The sequence below is a fragment of the Neobacillus sp. YIM B06451 genome, from assembly GCF_032667185.1.
Taxonomy (GTDB): Bacteria; Bacillota; Bacilli; order Bacillales; family Cytobacillaceae; genus Bacillus_D.
The window spans coordinates 344784-361925 of record NZ_JAVFKJ010000001.1 but is presented as its reverse complement, the minus strand read 5'-3'; the positions used below and the strand labels follow the sequence as shown (position 1 = coordinate 361925).

General features: G+C 48.1%; 18 protein-coding genes. 1 reads left to right on the top strand and 17 read right to left on the bottom strand.

The genetic code is table 11. The features are described 5' to 3' along the window. Nucleotides 1-22 precede the first annotated feature (22 nt). Nucleotides 23-1693: a DAK2 domain-containing protein gene (locus RB160_RS01710; protein ID WP_396954658.1), complete on the bottom strand. Its 1671-nt coding sequence runs from the start codon at nucleotides 1691-1693 to the stop codon at nucleotides 23-25. Nucleotides 1694-1715: 22 nt separating this feature from the next. Further along, entirely contained in the window at nucleotides 1716-2078 is a 363-nt protein-coding gene (locus RB160_RS01705) for an Asp23/Gls24 family envelope stress response protein (protein WP_316568475.1), read from the bottom strand. 296 nt (nucleotides 2079-2374) lie between these two features. Here RB160_RS01705 and rpmB point away from each other — a divergent pair, with 296 nt between their 5' ends. Next, nucleotides 2375-2563, top strand: a complete 189-nt coding sequence (gene rpmB / locus RB160_RS01700) for a 50S ribosomal protein L28 (protein ID WP_316568474.1) — start codon at nucleotides 2375-2377, stop codon at nucleotides 2561-2563. Between the two features lie 118 nt (nucleotides 2564-2681). Here rpmB and spoVM read toward each other — a convergent pair whose 3' ends face one another. The 15 genes from spoVM to remA all read right to left on the bottom strand — a co-directional run bounded on the left by spoVM (nucleotide 2682) and on the right by remA (nucleotide 17121). Next, complete coding sequence (spoVM, locus tag RB160_RS01695; protein ID WP_048824436.1) at nucleotides 2682-2765, bottom strand: stage V sporulation protein SpoVM; 84 nt, start codon at nucleotides 2763-2765, stop codon at nucleotides 2682-2684. Between the two features lie 100 nt (nucleotides 2766-2865). After that, nucleotides 2866-3513: a thiamine diphosphokinase gene (locus RB160_RS01690; RefSeq protein WP_316568473.1), complete on the bottom strand. Its 648-nt coding sequence runs from the start codon at nucleotides 3511-3513 to the stop codon at nucleotides 2866-2868. Nucleotides 3514-3619: 106 nt separating this feature from the next. After that, on the bottom strand, nucleotides 3620-4264 hold the full coding sequence (gene rpe / locus RB160_RS01685) for a ribulose-phosphate 3-epimerase (protein WP_316568472.1): 645 nt from the start codon (nucleotides 4262-4264) through the stop codon (nucleotides 3620-3622). Between the two features lie 2 nt (nucleotides 4265-4266). Further along, nucleotides 4267-5148: a ribosome small subunit-dependent GTPase A gene (gene rsgA / locus RB160_RS01680; RefSeq protein WP_316568471.1), complete on the bottom strand. Its 882-nt coding sequence runs from the start codon at nucleotides 5146-5148 to the stop codon at nucleotides 4267-4269. A gap of 69 nt (nucleotides 5149-5217) precedes the next feature. Beyond that, nucleotides 5218-7182, bottom strand: coding sequence for a Stk1 family PASTA domain-containing Ser/Thr kinase (gene pknB / locus RB160_RS01675; RefSeq protein ID WP_316568470.1), 1965 nt, complete (start codon nucleotides 7180-7182; stop codon nucleotides 5218-5220). After that, nucleotides 7183-7935, bottom strand: a complete 753-nt coding sequence (locus tag RB160_RS01670; protein ID WP_316568469.1) for a Stp1/IreP family PP2C-type Ser/Thr phosphatase — start codon at nucleotides 7933-7935, stop codon at nucleotides 7183-7185. It abuts the gene before it with no gap. Next, entirely contained in the window at nucleotides 7936-9030 is a 1095-nt protein-coding gene (gene rlmN, locus RB160_RS01665; protein ID WP_316568468.1) for a dual-specificity RNA methyltransferase RlmN, read from the bottom strand. Nucleotides 9031-9033: 3 nt separating this feature from the next. Next, the gene (gene rsmB, locus RB160_RS01660) at nucleotides 9034-10383 is read right to left on the bottom strand and encodes a 16S rRNA (cytosine(967)-C(5))-methyltransferase RsmB (RefSeq protein WP_316569043.1); all 1350 of its coding nucleotides are present in this window, start codon (nucleotides 10381-10383) and stop codon (nucleotides 9034-9036) included. A 60-nt stretch (nucleotides 10384-10443) separates the two neighbouring features. Continuing rightward, nucleotides 10444-11388 (bottom strand): methionyl-tRNA formyltransferase, encoded by a 945-nt coding sequence (gene fmt / locus RB160_RS01655; RefSeq protein ID WP_316568467.1) that lies wholly within the window; start codon nucleotides 11386-11388, stop codon nucleotides 10444-10446. Further along, complete coding sequence (gene def, locus RB160_RS01650) at nucleotides 11385-11870, bottom strand: peptide deformylase (protein WP_316568466.1); 486 nt, start codon at nucleotides 11868-11870, stop codon at nucleotides 11385-11387. Before def ends, fmt begins: the two co-directional genes overlap by 4 nt. Nucleotides 11871-11968: 98 nt before the next feature. Then, entirely contained in the window at nucleotides 11969-14383 is a 2415-nt protein-coding gene (gene priA, locus RB160_RS01645; protein WP_316568465.1) for a primosomal protein N', read from the bottom strand. Beyond that, on the bottom strand, nucleotides 14380-15588 hold the full coding sequence (gene coaBC, locus RB160_RS01640) for a bifunctional phosphopantothenoylcysteine decarboxylase/phosphopantothenate--cysteine ligase CoaBC (protein ID WP_316568464.1): 1209 nt from the start codon (nucleotides 15586-15588) through the stop codon (nucleotides 14380-14382). Before coaBC ends, priA begins: the two co-directional genes overlap by 4 nt. Nucleotides 15589-16013: 425 nt before the next feature. Further along, the gene (rpoZ, locus tag RB160_RS01635; RefSeq protein WP_316568463.1) at nucleotides 16014-16232 is read right to left on the bottom strand and encodes a DNA-directed RNA polymerase subunit omega; all 219 of its coding nucleotides are present in this window, start codon (nucleotides 16230-16232) and stop codon (nucleotides 16014-16016) included. Next, nucleotides 16233-16847 (bottom strand): guanylate kinase, encoded by a 615-nt coding sequence (gmk, locus tag RB160_RS01630; RefSeq protein ID WP_316569042.1) that lies wholly within the window; start codon nucleotides 16845-16847, stop codon nucleotides 16233-16235. A 10-nt stretch (nucleotides 16848-16857) separates the two neighbouring features. Further along, nucleotides 16858-17121, bottom strand: coding sequence for an extracellular matrix/biofilm regulator RemA (remA, locus tag RB160_RS01625; protein WP_316568462.1), 264 nt, complete (start codon nucleotides 17119-17121; stop codon nucleotides 16858-16860). Nucleotides 17122-17142 lie beyond the last annotated feature (21 nt).

The window sequence follows — 17142 nt, the reverse complement described above, 5'->3', positions numbered from 1 at the left end:
AATGCCTTTTTCGTTAAGTCGGCTATTCGATTGCAAAAATGAAAGGATACAGCGGCTGCTCGCCATTATGGATTTCAATTTCGACATCCCCGAAATTGTCCTCGACAAACGAAGCGATTGCTGCGGTTTCTTCTTCAATAACGTCCTCGCCTTGAAGGATAGTCAGGATTTCTGATTCATCATCAAGCATTTTTGCAAGCAGCTCCTGGGCCGCCGCGACTTTTTCTTTACTTTTTACAATTATTTTCCCTTCGTTGATGCCCATGAAGTCGCCTTTTTCGATATCGAGCCCGTCAATGTACGTATCCCGGACGGCAAAGGTAATCTGGCCGGTCTTAACATGCCGCATCGCCTCGGACATCGCAGCCTCGTTTGTATCCAGATCGGCTCCAGGATTAAACGCGAGCAAAGCTGAAAGTCCTTGTGGCACAGTCTTTGACTGGATGACAACTGCCTTTGAACCTGTTACTTCCGCGGCCTGCTGGGCTGCCATAATGATATTTTTATTGTTAGGAAGGATGAATACCTTATCCGCATTGACTTCCTCAATCGCCTTTACAATATCCTCGGTGCTCGGATTCATCGTCTGGCCGCCTTCAATGACGGAATGGGCACCGATGCTCCTGAATAATTCGGCAATGCCGGATCCCATGGATACGGTAACGACCCCATATTCCCGGCGCTCTTTTGGCGCGTTCGCGGTAACAAGCGGCGTATGTGTTTCACCAATAATATTAGAATGCTGTTGGCGCATGTTTTCTATTTTGATATTGATTAGGCTCCCGTAACGCTGTCCATAGCTCAGAACTGTACCGGGCTGCTCGGAATGGATATGTACCTTTACCACATCTTCATCGGCAATGACTAGGAGCGAATCGCCATATTGGCTGAGGTCACGGCGGAATGCATCTTCTTTAAACGGTTTGGCTGCCAGCTTGTCCGCCTCGAATTTCACCATAAATTCAGTGCAATACCCGAATTCGATGTCCTCAGTGTTCATATGGGACTGGACGCTCCTATGGTGCTCGGCATTGACGAGTTCGTTCATCGATGGCATCGATTCAGGTGAATCAGGGAGTTTCTCTCCTTTAAGCTCGGCAAGGAATCCCTCATAGACAAAAACAAGGCCCTGGCCGCCGCTGTCCACCACCCCTACTTCCTTCAGGACAGGAAGTAGGTCAGGCGTCCTCTTCAGGGATGCTTTTGATTCCGCAAGTACCGCTTCCATGATTTGAATGATATCATCAGTTGATTTTGAAGCTTGGACACCCTTTCGCGCGGAGTCTTTTGCCACTGTCAGGATTGTTCCTTCAACAGGCTTCATGACAGCCTTGTAGGCCGTTTCGACACCCGTTTCTAACGCGGCAGCGAATTCTTTCCCGGTTATGGACGATTTTGTTTCGATTGCTTTGGAAAATCCCCTGAACAGCTGTGACAGGATGACTCCGGAATTTCCGCGGGCACCCATTAACAAACCTTTAGAAAGTGCTGTTCCGACCTTGCCGATATGTTCTTGAACATTGTTTTTGACTTCCTTCGCCCCGGATGTCATTGACAAGTTCATATTCGTTCCGGTATCGCCATCCGGCACAGGAAAAACATTCAGGGAGTCAACCAGCTTCGCATTCGCTGCAAGGTGGTTGGCACCCTGAATAACCATTTCCGCAAGTTGTATACCGTTTAACGCTTTCATTGACACTGATGCTTCCTCCTCACTACGGGTTCGTTACACGAACTCCCTGGACGTAAATATTTACCGAGTCAACCGTTAAGCCAACCGTTTTTTCTAGGGTATATTTTACTTTCGATTGCACGTTGTGGGCAACCTCGGAAATTTTCGTTCCGTAGCTGACGATAATGTACATATCAATATGTACTTGGCTTTCTTCCTGACGGACAATCACACCCCGCGTGAAATTTTCCTTCCTAAGGATTTCAGTGAGTCCGTCCCTGATTTGGTTCTTCGAAGCCATCCCTACGATCCCATAGCAGTCTACCGCCGCACCGCCTGAAATGGTCGCGATCACTTCGTTTGAAATATCAATTTGCCCGAACTTCGTCTTCATTTCGATGGACATGAACGTTCCCCCTTTTGGTAATTGCTCATTTGCTAAAGCCATTTTACTATAGTCCAGCCTATTTTGAAAGTTATACTGCCATGCTTATTATACAGCATCAACTTCTGTTTGATGTCAAGGTTTTTTTCTTGAAAGCTTTCGTTTCATCTATTGCAATCAGTATCGTTGTATGATAAATTATTAAAGTATCTTTTAGAAACGGGGACAGATTCCTTTTCCCCGCTCCGGACGAAACCGGAATTGGCGAAAATGCAATAGAAAAGTACTCGCTTATGGATGTTAAGGAGGGAAACAATATGCCACGCAAATGTGTTATCACAGGCAAGAAAACTACAACTGGCAACCACCGTTCTCACGCTATGAACGCTAACAGGCGTACATGGGGCGCCAACCTACAAAAGGTCCGCATTCTTGTAGACGGAAAGCCAAAACGTGTTTGGGTATCCGCAAGGGCGCTCAAATCCGGCAAAGTAGAACGCGTATAATGCTGTTCAGGGACAGGCATCCATTTGGTGCCTGTTTTTTTGTTTCTGCTAATTTACAAAAAATGGTACTAAAAAGGAAAAACACCCTTTTGCAAGGGTGCTGTAACATCCATTTTCCTCATTCGCCTTTTCTAAACATCCCAATCATTGCCCGGACAAGCCCACCCAGGAATCTCGGCAGTTTGATCGTATAAAATTTCATAGTGCCCCTCCTCACCTTTTCACACGGCTCAATCTTTACCTGCACTCTTATTTAGGATATTCCGCTCATTATAAATAAGTACATTAAACCGGAGAACAGATTAGTCATTGCTCCTTATGACTATTAATATGCCTTTGGAAAATGAAAAAGTACCGGTTTCCTCAATTAGTTCATTGCTGACACAAAGTGTGGAACCTTTAGGAACATATCGATTTTCCAGGGGATATTTGAACCCATTCAATGTCAAGCCTTCTACATTCTGTGAGCCAGGGAGGAAGGAAATATATTTTTTGCCACTCTCTTTTTCAATTTGATAGAGTCCCGGAAGCTTCACGGAAACACTATTGGAACAATCGATTAGGATGATTTCACAGGTTTGCTTTTCTAAGGCGTATTTTTCAAGCAGCTGGATATTGGCAAGGAAATGGTCAATTCGCCCACCAGTAGCGCCGAAAATACGGATGATGTCCGGTTTTTGTCCAATCGCCCAGGAAAGGGCAAGCTCCATGTCGGTTTCGTCTTTTTCGGGCTTGTACTTTTTTAGATTGGGAATAGCCGTTTCAAATTCCGCCAATTCTTCTTTGGTGACAGAATCGAAATCGCCGAATGCGGCATCAGGCATAATACTGTTTTCCAGCAACACCGCCGTGCCCCCATCGACCCCTATCCATCTCGCTTGGCCTTCGTCATACCCTCGAAGCGGAGGAATATATGCCCGTGGGCCGCCTCCTACAATATTAATAATCAAATGAGCACCTCCTCCGACTTTCAAAGCGGCGTTTTTAAATTTCCCCTTCAGCAATGCGGATCAAAGAAAAAAACCAGCATAAAAGCTGGCTATAATTTCGAACTTGTTAACCGCGGATGTCCGCAATAGCTTTTGCCCTGTCTTCCTGTCCGTAGATGGCCGAACCGGCAACAAGGACCGTCGCGCCCGCTTCAATGCATAGCTTGGCGGTTTCGGCATTCACGCCGCCGTCAACTTCAACTTCAAGTTCCTTGCCGGCCTCCAAAGCCATCGCTTTTACTTGACGGATTTTCGGCAGGACCCCCTGAATGAATTTTTGCCCCCCGAATCCTGGATTAACGGTCATAAGCAAGACCATATCGACATCTTCAATGATATGCTTGATCGACTCAGCGGGAGTCGCCGGGTTAAGGACTACGCCTGCTTTAATGCCAAAGCTTTTAATTAGGTGGATTGTCCTATGAAGATGGCGGCTCGCCTCAACATGGACTGTGATGTAGTCCGCTCCCGCTTTCGCAAACGCCTCAATGTATTGGTCTGGGTTTTCAATCATAAGGTGAACGTCGAGCGGAAGGTCCGTTACCGGGCGGATTGCCTCGACAATCAGCGGACCGATTGTAATATTCGGAACAAAGTGGCCGTCCATTACATCAACATGGATGTAGTCCGCTCCCCCACGCTCGACATCTTTAATTTCCTCGCCAAGCCTTGAAAAATCGGCTGAGAGGATAGAAGGTGCTATTTTTACCATAACTAATACCTCGGCTTTCTATCTTTAATTTCCTGTAAAAAATCTAAATAATTTTCATAGCGGTACTGAGGGATTGCGCCTTCCTCAACCCCGGCCTTTACCGCACATTTTGGCTCCTTTACATGGAGGCAGCCCCTGAATTTGCAGTTTTCGGCTGCCCGTGAAATCTCCGGAAAACATGAACCGAGTTCGCTAGCTTCGATTTCCTGGAATTCCAGCGAGCTGAAGCCTGGTGTATCTGCTACAAGCCCGTCCCCGATTTCGATTAGCTCGACATGGCGCGTCGTATGTTTGCCTCGGCCAAGATGGCTTGAAATGCCGCTCGTTTTAAGTTCAAGCCCCGGGCGAAGTACGTTCAATAGCGATGACTTCCCCACTCCGGATTGGCCCGCGAAAACAGAAATTTTCCCTTCGAGGTGGGGATGGAGCTGCTCGATTCCCGTCTCTGTTTCCGAAGAAGCGAGGATCACTTCATAACCCGCGGACCGATAGTCGGATGCATAACGTTCAATCTCTTTTAGTTCAGTTTCGGTCACTAGATCGGTTTTCGTAACGCAAATGATTGGTTCAATATGGTTGTACTCGACGAGAACGAGAAAACGGTCGAGAAGGACTGGGCTGAATGTCGGTTCAACGGCGGAAAAGACGAGGAAAGCCCGGTCAACATTAGCGATTGGAGGCCTGATAAGCTCGTTTTTCCGCTCCTTGACTTCGAGGATGTACCCTTCCTGTTCATTATCCGCCTGGAAAACAACATCATCCCCGACAAGAGGCGTAATTTTGTTTTTCCGAAAAACGCCCCTCCCCCTGCACTGCGTAACCGTTCCATTGTGGACAACATAATAAAAACCGCTTAATGCCTTAATAATTTTCCCTTCAGGCATATACACACTCCTTGATTTATCGTTTTCTCCAAGAGTAGGCGGGCTGGAATTCCTCCAGCCCTCCGCAAACTATTCGGCATCTTCATAGGATACAGTGTAATTATCGATGACCCTGTTGTCGAGGATGACCTGGTAGCCCGCTTTTTTACCGTAAGGCACCTGGAGTTCGATAACAATTGTTTCGGTGGATGTAATCGCGCCTGTTTCAGCCGGTTCCGTCATTGTATGGACAGCATCATCAATATAAACCTGGTACTCCTGCGGCTGGCCGGGTACTTCCGGATCATATTCAAGGGTTATTTCCCTCCGGATCTTTTTGGGCAGGATTTCTTCCTTCCCTTTTGAAAGCACGACAGTGACTGTATCCCCTCTGTAAAGTTCCGATCCGGCAGGAGGAGTTTGCGAGACAACTAGCCCTTTTGCAATCGTTTCATCATAGACCGGCTCAGCCATCTTTACCTTCAATCCGGTAGATTCCGCGTAATCAGCAAGGCTTTTTTCATTATACTCCCGTAAATCGCGGAGTGTAATTTTTTCTGGCCCCTTACTAATAACGAACTCCATCTCGGTTTCCTCTGGAACTACAAGTTTCCCTTTTGGTTCGCTCTGTTTAAGGATTGTCCCGGGATCGCTTTCATCATGTTCTTCGATAGCGCGGACATTCTTGAATTTTTCTTTTTTAAGAAGCTCTTCTACTTCTTTAAAAGGCCTTCCTGTGTAATCCGACAGTTCGTACCTTTCTTTCCCGGAGCTGACAAAGAGATCAATCCTCGCCCCCTCTTTGGCCGTATGTCCGCCAGGCGGGTCAGTTTTTACCACTAGCCCTTGCTGGACGAGATCATCAGGTATTTCCCTCGTTTCACCAATGGCAAACCCAGCATCTTTTAAATCGGATATGGCATTGTTGAGGGTCCCCCCGCGAACATCCGGGATTTCTACGTCCTTTGCCCCGAAAATTGCCGGGAAGACAGTTATCGTCATTACTCCCAGGAGCACAAGTGCCACGAATGTGGACACAAGGATGATCGGCCATTTTTTCCGTTTCTTCTCTACTTTTTCCTGCTGCCCGGTGGATTCCACGGCGCTCTCCTTTTCCTGGGCATGGACGATTGTTTCATCCAGGTTTTTCAGATGCTGATCCGCGGTAATGATCGGAATCACTTTTGTCGCTTCATTGTCTTGGGGTATGACAAATTTCGGCTCGTTAATCCTCTCCGGGTAAAGGGAAGTACGCAGGTCGTCTTCCATTTCCTCAACACTGTCGTAGCGAAGGAAAGGGTCTTTGGCGGTTGCCTTTAAAACAATGTTTTCCACGCTTTGCGGAATGTCTGGATTCCATCTCCGAACCGAAGGAGTTTCGGATTGGAGGTGCTTCAGAGCAATGGAAACCGCCGACTCCCCAAAAAACGGAAGCCTGCCGGTCAACAGTTCAAACATTACGATTCCGAGTGAATAGATATCCGACTTTTTATTGGCCATGCCGCCTCTCGCTTGTTCAGGAGACAAATAATGGACTGAACCCATGACCGAATTGGTTTGTGTAATGCTTGTCGAACTGAGGGCCATCGCAATGCCAAAATCGGTTATCTTAACGTTCCCCTGCCTGTCGACCAGTATGTTCTGTGGCTTTATATCCCTATGGACGATGTGATTCTGGTGGGCGTGGGCAATCGCGGAGGTCAGCTGTTTCATAATCTCGATGGCCGCTTCCACCCTGAGCGGGGAGAATTGTTGTATGTATTGCTTCAGGGTCTGCCCATCCACGTATTCCATAACGATATAATAGAGGTCTTCTTCCTCGCCGACATCGTAAATATTGACAATGTTGGGGTGGGCGAGACTGGTCGCAGACTGTGCTTCCCGGTGGAATCTCCGGATGAATTCCTCGTCGTTGGCAAAATCAAGGCGGAGCATCTTGACTGCGACATTCCTGTCCAAGATCATGTCATGTGCGAGGTAAACGTTCGCCATCCCTCCGCCGCCTATGGCATCAAGAATCTTATAGCGCCCGCTAACGCGTTTTCCAATCATCATTTAGCTATCACCCTCGCTGACTCCGGCAAACTCGACAATCGCCAAGGTGATATTGTCTTCCCCACCGTATTCATTGGCAAGGGAAATCAGCCTGGAGGCTTTTTCTTCAAGCGAATCCCCGCTTGAGAGGACCTCCGCCATTTCGTTTTCACTTACCTTATTGGAAAGGCCATCGGAACAAAGCAAAAGCGCGTCGCCTTCTTCAAACATGATAGTGCTGACATCCATCTCGACTTTTTCCTCCGTGCCAAGCGCCCTGAGCAGGACATTTTTTCGCGGATGGTTTTCAGCATCCTCCCTTGAAATTTGCCCGGAGCGAAGCAATTCATTTACAAGGGAATGGTCCTCCGTTATCTTTCTGAAACCAGATTCATTGAGAATATAGCAGCGGCTGTCGCCAATATTGGCGATTGTTGCGGAATCTTCGAGCATGATGGCGGCGACGATGGTCGTCCCCATGCCATCACACGACTTGTTTGCGCGGGCATGCCTGAAAATCACCCCGTTAACAAGGCCTATGTGCTCCTTCAGCCAGCGTTCAGCCTGGTCGGGAACCTTAATCCCTCTTGAATTCTCCCAAAAGTTTTTCAACTCCGTCAAAGCCATCCCGCTGGCAACATCCCCGGCGCGATGGCCGCCCATGCCATCCGCTACGATGGCCAGGCGGTAGCCATCGCCATTCACGAAAATCCCCCCGTTATCCTCGTTATGGCTTCTAATTTTCCCCTGGTCAGTCATATAGACCGCTCTCATCTAGCTTTTCAACTCCTCCTCGCGGGCTTTGGCCCGCAGCTGTCCGCATGCCGCATCGATGTCATGCCCCTGCTCTCGCCTGATGGTTACATTGATTCCCCTATTTTTAAGGGCTTTTTCAAACGCAAAAATCTGGTCTTTCGGAGTTCTTACATAATCCCGTTCCGGAACATAATTGACTGGGATAAGGTTTACGTGGCATTTAAGCCCTTTTAAAAGGTTGGCAAGCTCTTCGGCGTGTTCGATTTGATCGTTCACCTTCCCGAACAGGCCATATTCAAAACTAATCCTTCTTCCCGTCTTATCGATATAATACCTTACAGCCTTCATTAAGTCATCAAGTTTGTAAGCCTTGTTTATCGGCATTAGCCTGCTTCTTAACTCCGTATTCGGGGCATGGAGGGAAATGGCGAAATTAATCTGCATGTTCTCATCCGCAAACTGGTATATTTTCGGGATGATTCCGCTTGTGGAGACGGTGATGTGGCGTGCTCCTATATTTAGCCCTTTGTCATGGTTGATGATTTTCAGGAAGGAAAGCATATTGTCATAGTTGTCGAACGGCTCGCCTATTCCCATTATAACGACAGAGCTTACCCGCTCACCCGTTTCGTCGAGCGCCTTTTGGACTTTAACGACCTGGGCCACTATCTCGCCTGCTTCAAGGTGCCGTTTCAGGCCGCCAAGTGTCGACGCGCAAAATGTGCATCCGATTCGGCAGCCAACCTGCGTTGTAACGCAAACCGAATTCCCGTAATCATGGCGCATAAGCACCGTTTCAATCGAATAGCCATCATGCAGTTCGAAAAGAAATTTGATTGTCCCGTCAGCCGAGGTTTGCTGGATAGCCGTCGTGAGGGTTGTCAGATTGAAATTTTCTTCTAGTTTTTCCCGGAGGCTTTTAGAAAGATTGCTCATTTCTTCAAAGGAAACAGCTCTCTTATTATAAAGCCATTCAAAAATCTGCTCGGCCCTGAATGGCTTTTCCCCTTGCGCGGTTAGCCATTCCTTCAATTCGTGAAGCTGGAGCGAGTATATGGACGGTTTCTGCTGTTCTTCGGAATTAGATTTCTTTGCTGTATTGTTCGGTTCCATCCGTTACACCTTCTTTCGTAGACTTGCAATATAAAACCCATCAGACCCGAAGTCCTGTGGCATGATTTGAAGTTCGCAGCCATTGACCAACGGGTGGACTGCCTCAGGCATCCTGTCAGCAAGCGCGCCATCTGGTTCATACTCGGGATGCCTTTTCAGAAATTCCGTTACACTGCGATGGTTTTCTCCTTCATCTACTGTACACGTACTGTAGACAAGAATTCCACCTTTTTTTAACAGTGGGGCAACCGAATCGAGGAGTTCCTGCTGGATTTTTTCTAGTCTGCCAAGGTCTTCCTCTTTTTTCGTATATTTCATATCGGGCTTCCTCCGCATGACGCCCAGGCCCGAACATGGGGCGTCGAGCAGGATCCGGTCAAAAGTTTCAGGTTCGAACCTACTCTGGGCGTTGCGGCTGTCAAGCGCCATCGTTTCAATATTAGGTAACGTAAGCCTTTCGGCATTTTCCCGAACTAGCTTTACTTTATGCTCATGAAGGTCGAGAGAAACGACTTTTCCTGTTCCAGCCATCTTTTCGGCAATATGGGTACTTTTCCCTCCTGGTGCAGCGCATGCATCAAGGACGTTTTCATTCCGCTCCGCACCAAGAGCGTATGCAGCAAGCATGGAACTTTCGTCCTGGATTGTCAAAAGTCCCTCTTTAAATGCTTTGGAAGATGCGAGATTTCCTTTCAGGGACCTGACCGCCTCAGGGATGACAGGGCTTTCTTCCACCATATACCCTTCCTCTTCCAAAAGCGCAACACAATCGGCCCGTGAAATTTTGGAGAGATTGACTCTTCCTGTTTGAAGCGGGGCCGTCAAATTGATTTCGCACATTTCCTTCGTCTTCTCATATCCGAATTGGCTGATCCACCTTTTGACGAGCCATTCCGGATGGCTTGTTTCAATCGCCAGCCTTTTTGAACGGTCCCCGATTTGTTCAAGGGAAGGAATTCCTTCCCTCTGGATACTTCTCAATACCCCGTTTACCATGGAAGCAATTCCTTTATGCCCCCGTTTTTTCGCGATTTCAACTGCTTCATATATAGCGGCCCTGTCCGGTATTTTATCGAGATAGACCATTTGGTATACGGTAACCTTTAAAAGGTGAATGACCCAGCGTTCAATTTTCTTCGGATTTTTCAAAAAAGGCGCCAGATAATAATCAAGTGTCATGCTCCTTTGAAGGGTTCCGTATGTAAGCTCCGTCAAAAGGCCAATATCCTTCTGGGGAAGCTGGTTTTTCTCAATTGTATGGTGCAGGAGCAAATTGCTGTATGCCTGGTTTTTTTCGATTGCTTCCAGGAGATCCAAAGCTGTCTCCCGCACATTTTTCCTTTTTGCCGCCATTTTTACGGGCAATAAAGCACGCCCTTCTCTCCTTTCAGTCCAACCCGGAAAGCACCGGTGTTATTCGCCGAATTTTTGGCCAGGCTGCAGTTTTGCTCCGGCACCTCGTAAAAATTGGCTGGCATCCATCGGCTTTTTTCCTGAAGGCTGCAGCATGGTAATCTTTACTCCGGTTCCGTTCCCGGTTCCAACCGTTATGCCATCCTCTTCCAATCCAACAATTCTTCCTGGCTCTGTTTTTCCCTTTCCCGTAACTTTTTCGGCGGCCAACAGCTTTACAACTGTACCGTCAAGCGTCGTATATGCAACCGGCCATGGGTTCATTCCCCTGATTTGGTTGTAAATGTCTTCCCCCGTTTTGGTCCAGTCAATCCGTTCTTCTTCCCTTTTAATATTGTATGCGAACGTCGCTTTATCCTCATTTTGTTTGATTGGCTCCAATTGCCCACTAAGGAGCTTCGGCATCGTGTCTGATAATAGCTCAGCACCCGCTTTGCTCAATTTGTCATGAAGCGTTCCAACTGTATCGGTTTCGGTTATAGGAACCTCCACTTGGGTGAGGATATCGCCAGCATCTAGCTTTTCAACCATATACATAATGGTTATTCCGGTTTTTTCCTTACCCTGGATTATCGCATAATGGATAGGGGCTCCCCCGCGCAGCTCCGGAAGCAAGGAAGCATGGACGTTGATGCAGCCATATTTTGGCGCCTCAAGTAGCTCCTTGGGTAAAATCTGTCCGAATGCCGCGGTGACAATCAGATCGGGATTAAGGCCGATAATTTTTCCGTACTCCTCCTTCAACCTGATTTTTTCGGGCTGAAGGACCGGTATCCCATGCTTTTCGGCCTCCACTTTTACCGGAGGCGGAGTAAGTACCCTTTTCCTGCCAACTGGCCTGTCAGGCTGGGTTACAACCGCGATTACTTCATGGCCGTCCTCTATTAATCGCCTTAGGACCGGTACCGAAAAATCGGGAGTTCCCATAAAAACTATTTTCGTCATTCACTTTCAACTCCCTCAAGTTCATCTTCCTTCAAATACCGTGTCACCTTAGACGTGAACAGGACACCATCAAGGTGGTCGATTTCATGCTGGATGGCTCTTGCGAGGAATCCTTCCGCCTCAAGGGAATAGAGCCTTCCCTTCCGGTCCTGTGCTTCGATTTTTACATGGTTGGGCCGGGTAACCTCCCCGTAAAGGCCGGGAAAACTAAGGCATCCCTCCGCTCCCGTTTGTTCCCCGGAAGAGGATATTATTTTGGGATTTACCATTTCAATCGTTCCAGTTTCGTCATCGACATCAACAATGGCAACGCGGACAGGCTGCCCGATTTGAGGGGCGGCTAAGCCCACGCCATCGAATTCCATCATTGTTTCATACATATCATCAAGCAGTTTCCCGAGCTTTTTATCAAACTTGCTGATTTCGCTGCAGGGCTGCTCCAGGATTTCTGCTGGATAATACACTAGTTTGCGAATTGCCAAAGATTGTTCCTCCAATTACTTTAATATTACTTTTACCAAAAAAAGAACCTGATAATCCCTTTTTCCCCGTGCCTTGGAAGGCTAGGTAGACGCTTGGGTTACATCAACAAGTATGGATTGATGTCGACCGACACCTGCAGGCCACCGGCCCCTTCCTCTTTTTGAAACCTGTCAATGACATGCTTCAGGTTTTCGGGGAGGGACGGCTCACGTTTGTATTTTATGAGGCACTGATACCGGTACCGGTCATTGATCCTCGGAATTGGGGATGCAACCGGACCGAGCACGACAGCGTCCTCTGAAACCCTCGCCCTTATGAACGCGGTGATTTGTTCCGTGACCGTGACCGCCTTCATCAGCTGGCCATGGCTTACCGTTACTAGGGCGAGGTAATAAAACGGCGGGTATTTATGGACCTTTCTCGACATCATTTCCCTTTGGTAAAAAAGGTCGTAGTTCTGGCTTCCTGCCAGCTCGATGCTATAATGCTCGGGGGTGTATGTCTGGATGACGACCTCTCCGAGAAGCTCATGGCGGCCTGCCCTCCCGCTAACCTGGGTCAGCAGCTGGAACGTTTTTTCCGCCGAGCGGAAGTCCGGTATGTGCAGCATCGTATCCGCGGAGAGGACGCCTACAAGCGTGATATTTGGAAAATCCAGGCCCTTGGCAATCATTTGCGTGCCGAGAAGGATATCGGCACGCCCTTCCGAAAATTCCTTCAGAAGCCTTTCATGGGACCCTTTCCTGCCGGTTGTGTCCATATCCATCCTTACAACGCGGGTATGGGGGAGGAGCTTTCCCAATTCCTCTTCGACCTTTTGCGTACCTGTTCCGAAGTAGCGAATGTGTTCGCTCAGGCATTCCGGGCATTGAAGGGGAACGTGGGTTTCATATCCGCAGTAATGGCATTTCATCTGCTCATTTTTTCGGTGGTATGTCAGTGAAATATCACAATGCGGGCACCCCATGACATAGCCGCAGTCCCTGCACATAACAAAAGAGGAGTGGCCGCGTTTATTGAGGAACAAAACTATCTGTTCCTTTTTTTCAATCCTGTCTTCAATTTTTTCAAAAAGCTTCCGTGAAAACATCGACCGGTTTCCGGAACGCATTTCTTCCCTCATGTCCACTATTTCGACTTCCGGCATCGGCTGGTTATTCATCCTGTCCGGCAGCGCCAGCAGGGAGTAAACGCCTTTTTGCGCCCGCGCGAACGATTCAAGCGAAGGGGTGGCGCTTCCGAGGATAATCGGGCAATTATGCCTCCTTCCCCTTTCGATCGCCGCATCCCTTGCATGGTAGCGCGGCATTTCCTCTTGTTTGTAACTCGTTTCATGTTCCTCATCAATAATGATGATCCCAAGGTTTTCAAATGGGGCGAATATCGCTGACCGCGCTCCGACGGCCACCTTAACTTCGCGGCGCTGGATTTTGCGCCATTCATCGTATTTTTCACCCGCGGAGAGTCCGCTGTGAAGGACGGCAACTTCCGCCCCGAACCTTCCTTTAAACCGCTCGACCATTTGTGGGGTTAGGGCAATTTCCGGAACAAGGACGATTGCTTCCTTTCCTTTTTGAATCACATCCTGAATTGATTGCAAATAGATTTCCGTTTTTCCGCTGCCGGTTACTCCATACAGCAGGAAGACTTCATGGCGCACTTCCGAAATCGCGGCCTTAACTGGTGAAATGGCGGCTCTTTGGCTGGGAGTAAGCTCAAGAGGAGCCGTTTTTGGAAAATCCCTGTCTTCATATGGATCCCTGTAAACCTCGAGCTCTTTTTCGCCAAGGGCTCCCCTGTCGATGAGGGCCTTTATCGCTGATGCTGAATACCCGAGTTCTGCGGACAGTTTCCTTGTCTCAACCGGCTCCGGATTGTTTATGAAATAATCGATCAATTCCTTTTGCTTCGGCGCCCTTTTGGATAAATCATCGTACTCTTCCTTCAACTGTCCAGGCGGAAGAAGGGGAAAGATATATTTGATATGTTTTTTGCCTAGCCGTTCCCGCACTTCGTATAGGACTTCGACGGTCCCGGCCGCCGCTTCTTTCTGCAGTACAGGAACAAGCCCGCCCTTTACGGCATCTTCCCAGCCAATTGCCTTGCCGCCTTCGAAATAATGGCGGAGGCTTTCCGGAAGTTCCTCTATGCTTGCTCCCTGGGCGAGCTTAACTTTCTTATTGTATTTTGCTTTCAAGGCTGCTGGCAGCATCGCCTGAAAAGCGGATATTTTAAAGCTGAGGGTTTTTTCTGTCAGCCAGTTTCCAAGGGCGAGGAGTTCGTTGTTTAAAACAGGAACCAAATCCATTGGTTCCTGGATTTCTCTTAGGCTATCGAATTCCGAATGGTCCTTTAGGCCAATTACGAAGCCCTGAACCTTTCTAGGCCCAAACGGAACGATGACCCTCATGCCGGGGACAATCGCACCGGCCCATTTATCGGGGATTTTATAATCAAATGGCTTGTCCGTTTGTTTCGCAGGCACATCAACGATAACACTCGCAATATTCATTTAACCGCCCCCTCTGCCAGGATGGAAGCTTCCTTTAAAATCCTTTTTGCTACTTCATTCTTCGTCATGAGTGGCAGGCTTTCAATTGAACCGTCCCGCATGAACAATGTCACGATATTCGTATCGGTTCCAAAACCCGCGCCGCTAGCCATGACATCATTTGCAACGATGATATCCGCGTTTTTTGAAACAAGCTTTCGTGTTGCGTATTCTTCCACATTGTTTGTTTCAGCCGCGAAGCCAACGAGCACCTGGCGGGTTTTTCTTTTTCCAAGTTCCATCAGGATATCCTTGGTCCTTTCAAGCTCGATTGTTTCATTCCCAGGCTGTTTTTTAACTTTATGCGCGTAGGCTGTTTTCGGGCGGTAATCGGATACAGCAGCTGATTTAATAACAATATCAGCATCTTCAAAATGGCGGAGCGCCGCTTCGTACATTTCCTCGGCGCTTTCGACCCGTACGACAAGAGCATCTTTCGGCGGCTCGATTCCGACCGGCCCGGATATAAGAATTACTTTCGCTCCTTCGCGGATGGCTTCCTCGGCAATCGCATAGCCCATTTTGCCGCTCGAGTCATTCGATATGAAGCGGACCGGGTCAATCCTTTCCCGGGTCGGACCTGCTGTGACAAGGACCGTCCTGCCTGCCAGTATTCCTTTTTCCTCTCTGAAGAATCCTGCCGCGAGTTCCACAATTCTTTCAGGTTCTTCAAGCCGGCCTTTGCCGACATATCCACAGGCAAGGAAGCCTTCGCTTGGCTCGATGAACCTATAACCGAATTGATGGAGTGTTTCAATATTCCTAATAACCGCAGGGTGCCCATACATATGGACATTCATTGCAGGCGCAACCCAGACGGGCGCTTTGGAAGCAAGGAGGGTGGTTGTAACCATGTTGTCGGCAATCCCGGCAGCAAGCTTCCCGATGGTATTTGCGGTGGCAGGGGCGCAAATCACCAAATCCGGCCAATCCGCAAGCTCGATATGCGCAATGGCGCCTGGAATTTTTTCATCAAACGTATCGGTAAAAACATCATTCCGCGACAAAGCCTGGAATGTCAATGGCGCGACAAATTTTGTTGCTGACTCGCTCATGATCACTTTAACCAGGGCCCCTGCCTGGACAAGCTTGCTAGTAAGCGCGGCAGCTTTGTATACCGCAATCCCTCCGGTGACACACAGCAGGATTTTCTTTCCTTCAAGCATTTGTCATTCCCTCCGCCTCTACTGACATTAGATTCAAAAACATCCTCAATGGATGATTCTCAAAACAAGAACACTCGTTCCTATTATATCAAAAAATGATAGAGCTCGGATACACAAACATTTTAATGCCATATCTATTCAAGCCCCACCTGATAAAAGTATTCAATCATTGCTCTTTTTTGAAAAACACAAGCGCCCGGGAACAGGCGCTTGTGTTTGGTCAAATCGATGGAATGTTCTTTCTTCCCTGTCCCCTAATCCAATTACAGGCAAGATGTAGTTATCAACAGCGTTCTATTTTCTTCATTCCTTAGCATTAAGAAAGGGGCTGACATATTCCCATTGCCATGCCCCAATCTGCAATTTCCTTTCGATGAAAACCATGCTAAAGCTTAGCAGCCGTTTTGCCGGCACGCATTAGCCTACTATTCAGCGGGGGTTTCCCCTTTTTTTCCGACCCGGTAGGTTAGCTGGCCGCTGTGAATTTCTTCAAGCGCTTTTCCGACAAATTTATGTGATACATATTTTTCTAGGCGAAGGCCGCCGTGTTGTTGCATGTATCTTGCCCTTTTCGCAGCAACAGATACGAGTGAGTACTTCGAATCAATCTTATTCAACAGGGAATCGATAGATGGATATAACAATTATTCCGCCTCCAATAATTTAATGTATCGCTGTTCAACCCGTTCACGGCGGCAGTGCTCCGCAGTGACGATTGCTTTGATGCGTTCGCAGGCCAGATCGACCTGATCGTTTTCGACAACGTAGTCATAAAGATGCATCATTTCGATTTCTTCACGCGCTGTCAACATCCGGTTATTGATGAGGTCCTCGGTTTCCGTTCCCCTCGTGACGATCCGGTTCTTCAGTTCTGTAAGGCTGGGCGGCATGAGGAAGATGAACAGCCCCTCCGGGAACTTTTCCCTCACTTGCTTGGCACCCTTTACTTCGATTTCGAGGAAAACGTCTTTTCCGGAATCAAGTGTTTCCCGTACATAATCAACGGGAGTCCCATAATAATTCCCGACGTATTCGGCATATTCAAGAAGCTTTCCCTGGGCAATCAGCTCTTCAAAATCTTCCCTGGATTTAAAGAAATAATCCACCCCATGAACTTCCCCTTCACGGGGGCTCCTCGTTGTCATTGAAATGGAATATTCAAAAGACGTATCGGGCTGGGAAAAAATCTCTTTCCTAACGGTACCCTTTCCTACTCCCGATGGCCCTGAAAGCACTATGAGCAATCCTTTTTCCTGCATTTGGCCTATCCTACCCTTCATCCATTATATCTTCGCGGTCCGAAAGCCTGCCCGCAACCGTTTCCGGCTGGACCGCCGATAAAATTACATGGTCGCTATCCATGACGATAACCGCCCTAGTCCTTCTTCCATACGTGGCGTCAATAAGTGAGCCGCGGTCACGGGCGTCCTGAATAATCCGTTTTATCGGAGCGGACTCGGGGCTTACAATTGAAACGATCCGGTTCGCGGATACGATGTTCCCAAAACCAATATTGATCAATTTAATGTTCATGCCCATTCTCCAGTCATCAAT

Excerpts from the sequence above, each read along its gene's own strand:
- RB160_RS01710 (WP_396954658.1), bottom strand. The coding sequence starts at position 1,693 with ATGAAAGCGTTAAACGGTATACAACTTGCGGAAATGGTTATTCAGGGT.
- RB160_RS01705 (WP_316568475.1), bottom strand. The coding sequence starts at position 2,078 with ATGTCCATCGAAATGAAGACGAAGTTCGGGCAAATTGATATTTCAAAC.
- rpmB (WP_316568474.1), top strand. The coding sequence starts at position 2,375 with ATGCCACGCAAATGTGTTATCACAGGCAAGAAAACTACAACTGGCAAC.
- spoVM (WP_048824436.1), bottom strand. The coding sequence starts at position 2,765 with ATGAAATTTTATACGATCAAACTGCCGAGATTCCTGGGTGGGCTTGTC.
- rpe (WP_316568472.1), bottom strand. The coding sequence starts at position 4,264 with ATGGTAAAAATAGCACCTTCTATCCTCTCAGCCGATTTTTCAAGGCTT.
- rsgA (WP_316568471.1), bottom strand. The coding sequence starts at position 5,148 with ATGCCTGAAGGGAAAATTATTAAGGCATTAAGCGGTTTTTATTATGTT.
- pknB (WP_316568470.1), bottom strand. The coding sequence starts at position 7,182 with ATGATGATTGGAAAACGCGTTAGCGGGCGCTATAAGATTCTTGATGCC.
- RB160_RS01670 (WP_316568469.1), bottom strand. The coding sequence starts at position 7,935 with ATGAGAGCGGTCTATATGACTGACCAGGGGAAAATTAGAAGCCATAAC.
- rlmN (WP_316568468.1), bottom strand. The coding sequence starts at position 9,030 with ATGGAACCGAACAATACAGCAAAGAAATCTAATTCCGAAGAACAGCAG.
- rsmB (WP_316569043.1), bottom strand. The coding sequence starts at position 10,383 with ATGGCGGCAAAAAGGAAAAATGTGCGGGAGACAGCTTTGGATCTCCTG.
- fmt (WP_316568467.1), bottom strand. The coding sequence starts at position 11,388 with ATGACGAAAATAGTTTTTATGGGAACTCCCGATTTTTCGGTACCGGTC.
- priA (WP_316568465.1), bottom strand. The coding sequence starts at position 14,383 with ATGAATATTGCGAGTGTTATCGTTGATGTGCCTGCGAAACAAACGGAC.
- coaBC (WP_316568464.1), bottom strand. The coding sequence starts at position 15,588 with ATGCTTGAAGGAAAGAAAATCCTGCTGTGTGTCACCGGAGGGATTGCG.
- gmk (WP_316569042.1), bottom strand. The coding sequence starts at position 16,847 with ATGCAGGAAAAAGGATTGCTCATAGTGCTTTCAGGGCCATCGGGAGTA.
- remA (WP_316568462.1), bottom strand. The coding sequence starts at position 17,121 with ATGAACATTAAATTGATCAATATTGGTTTTGGGAACATCGTATCCGCG.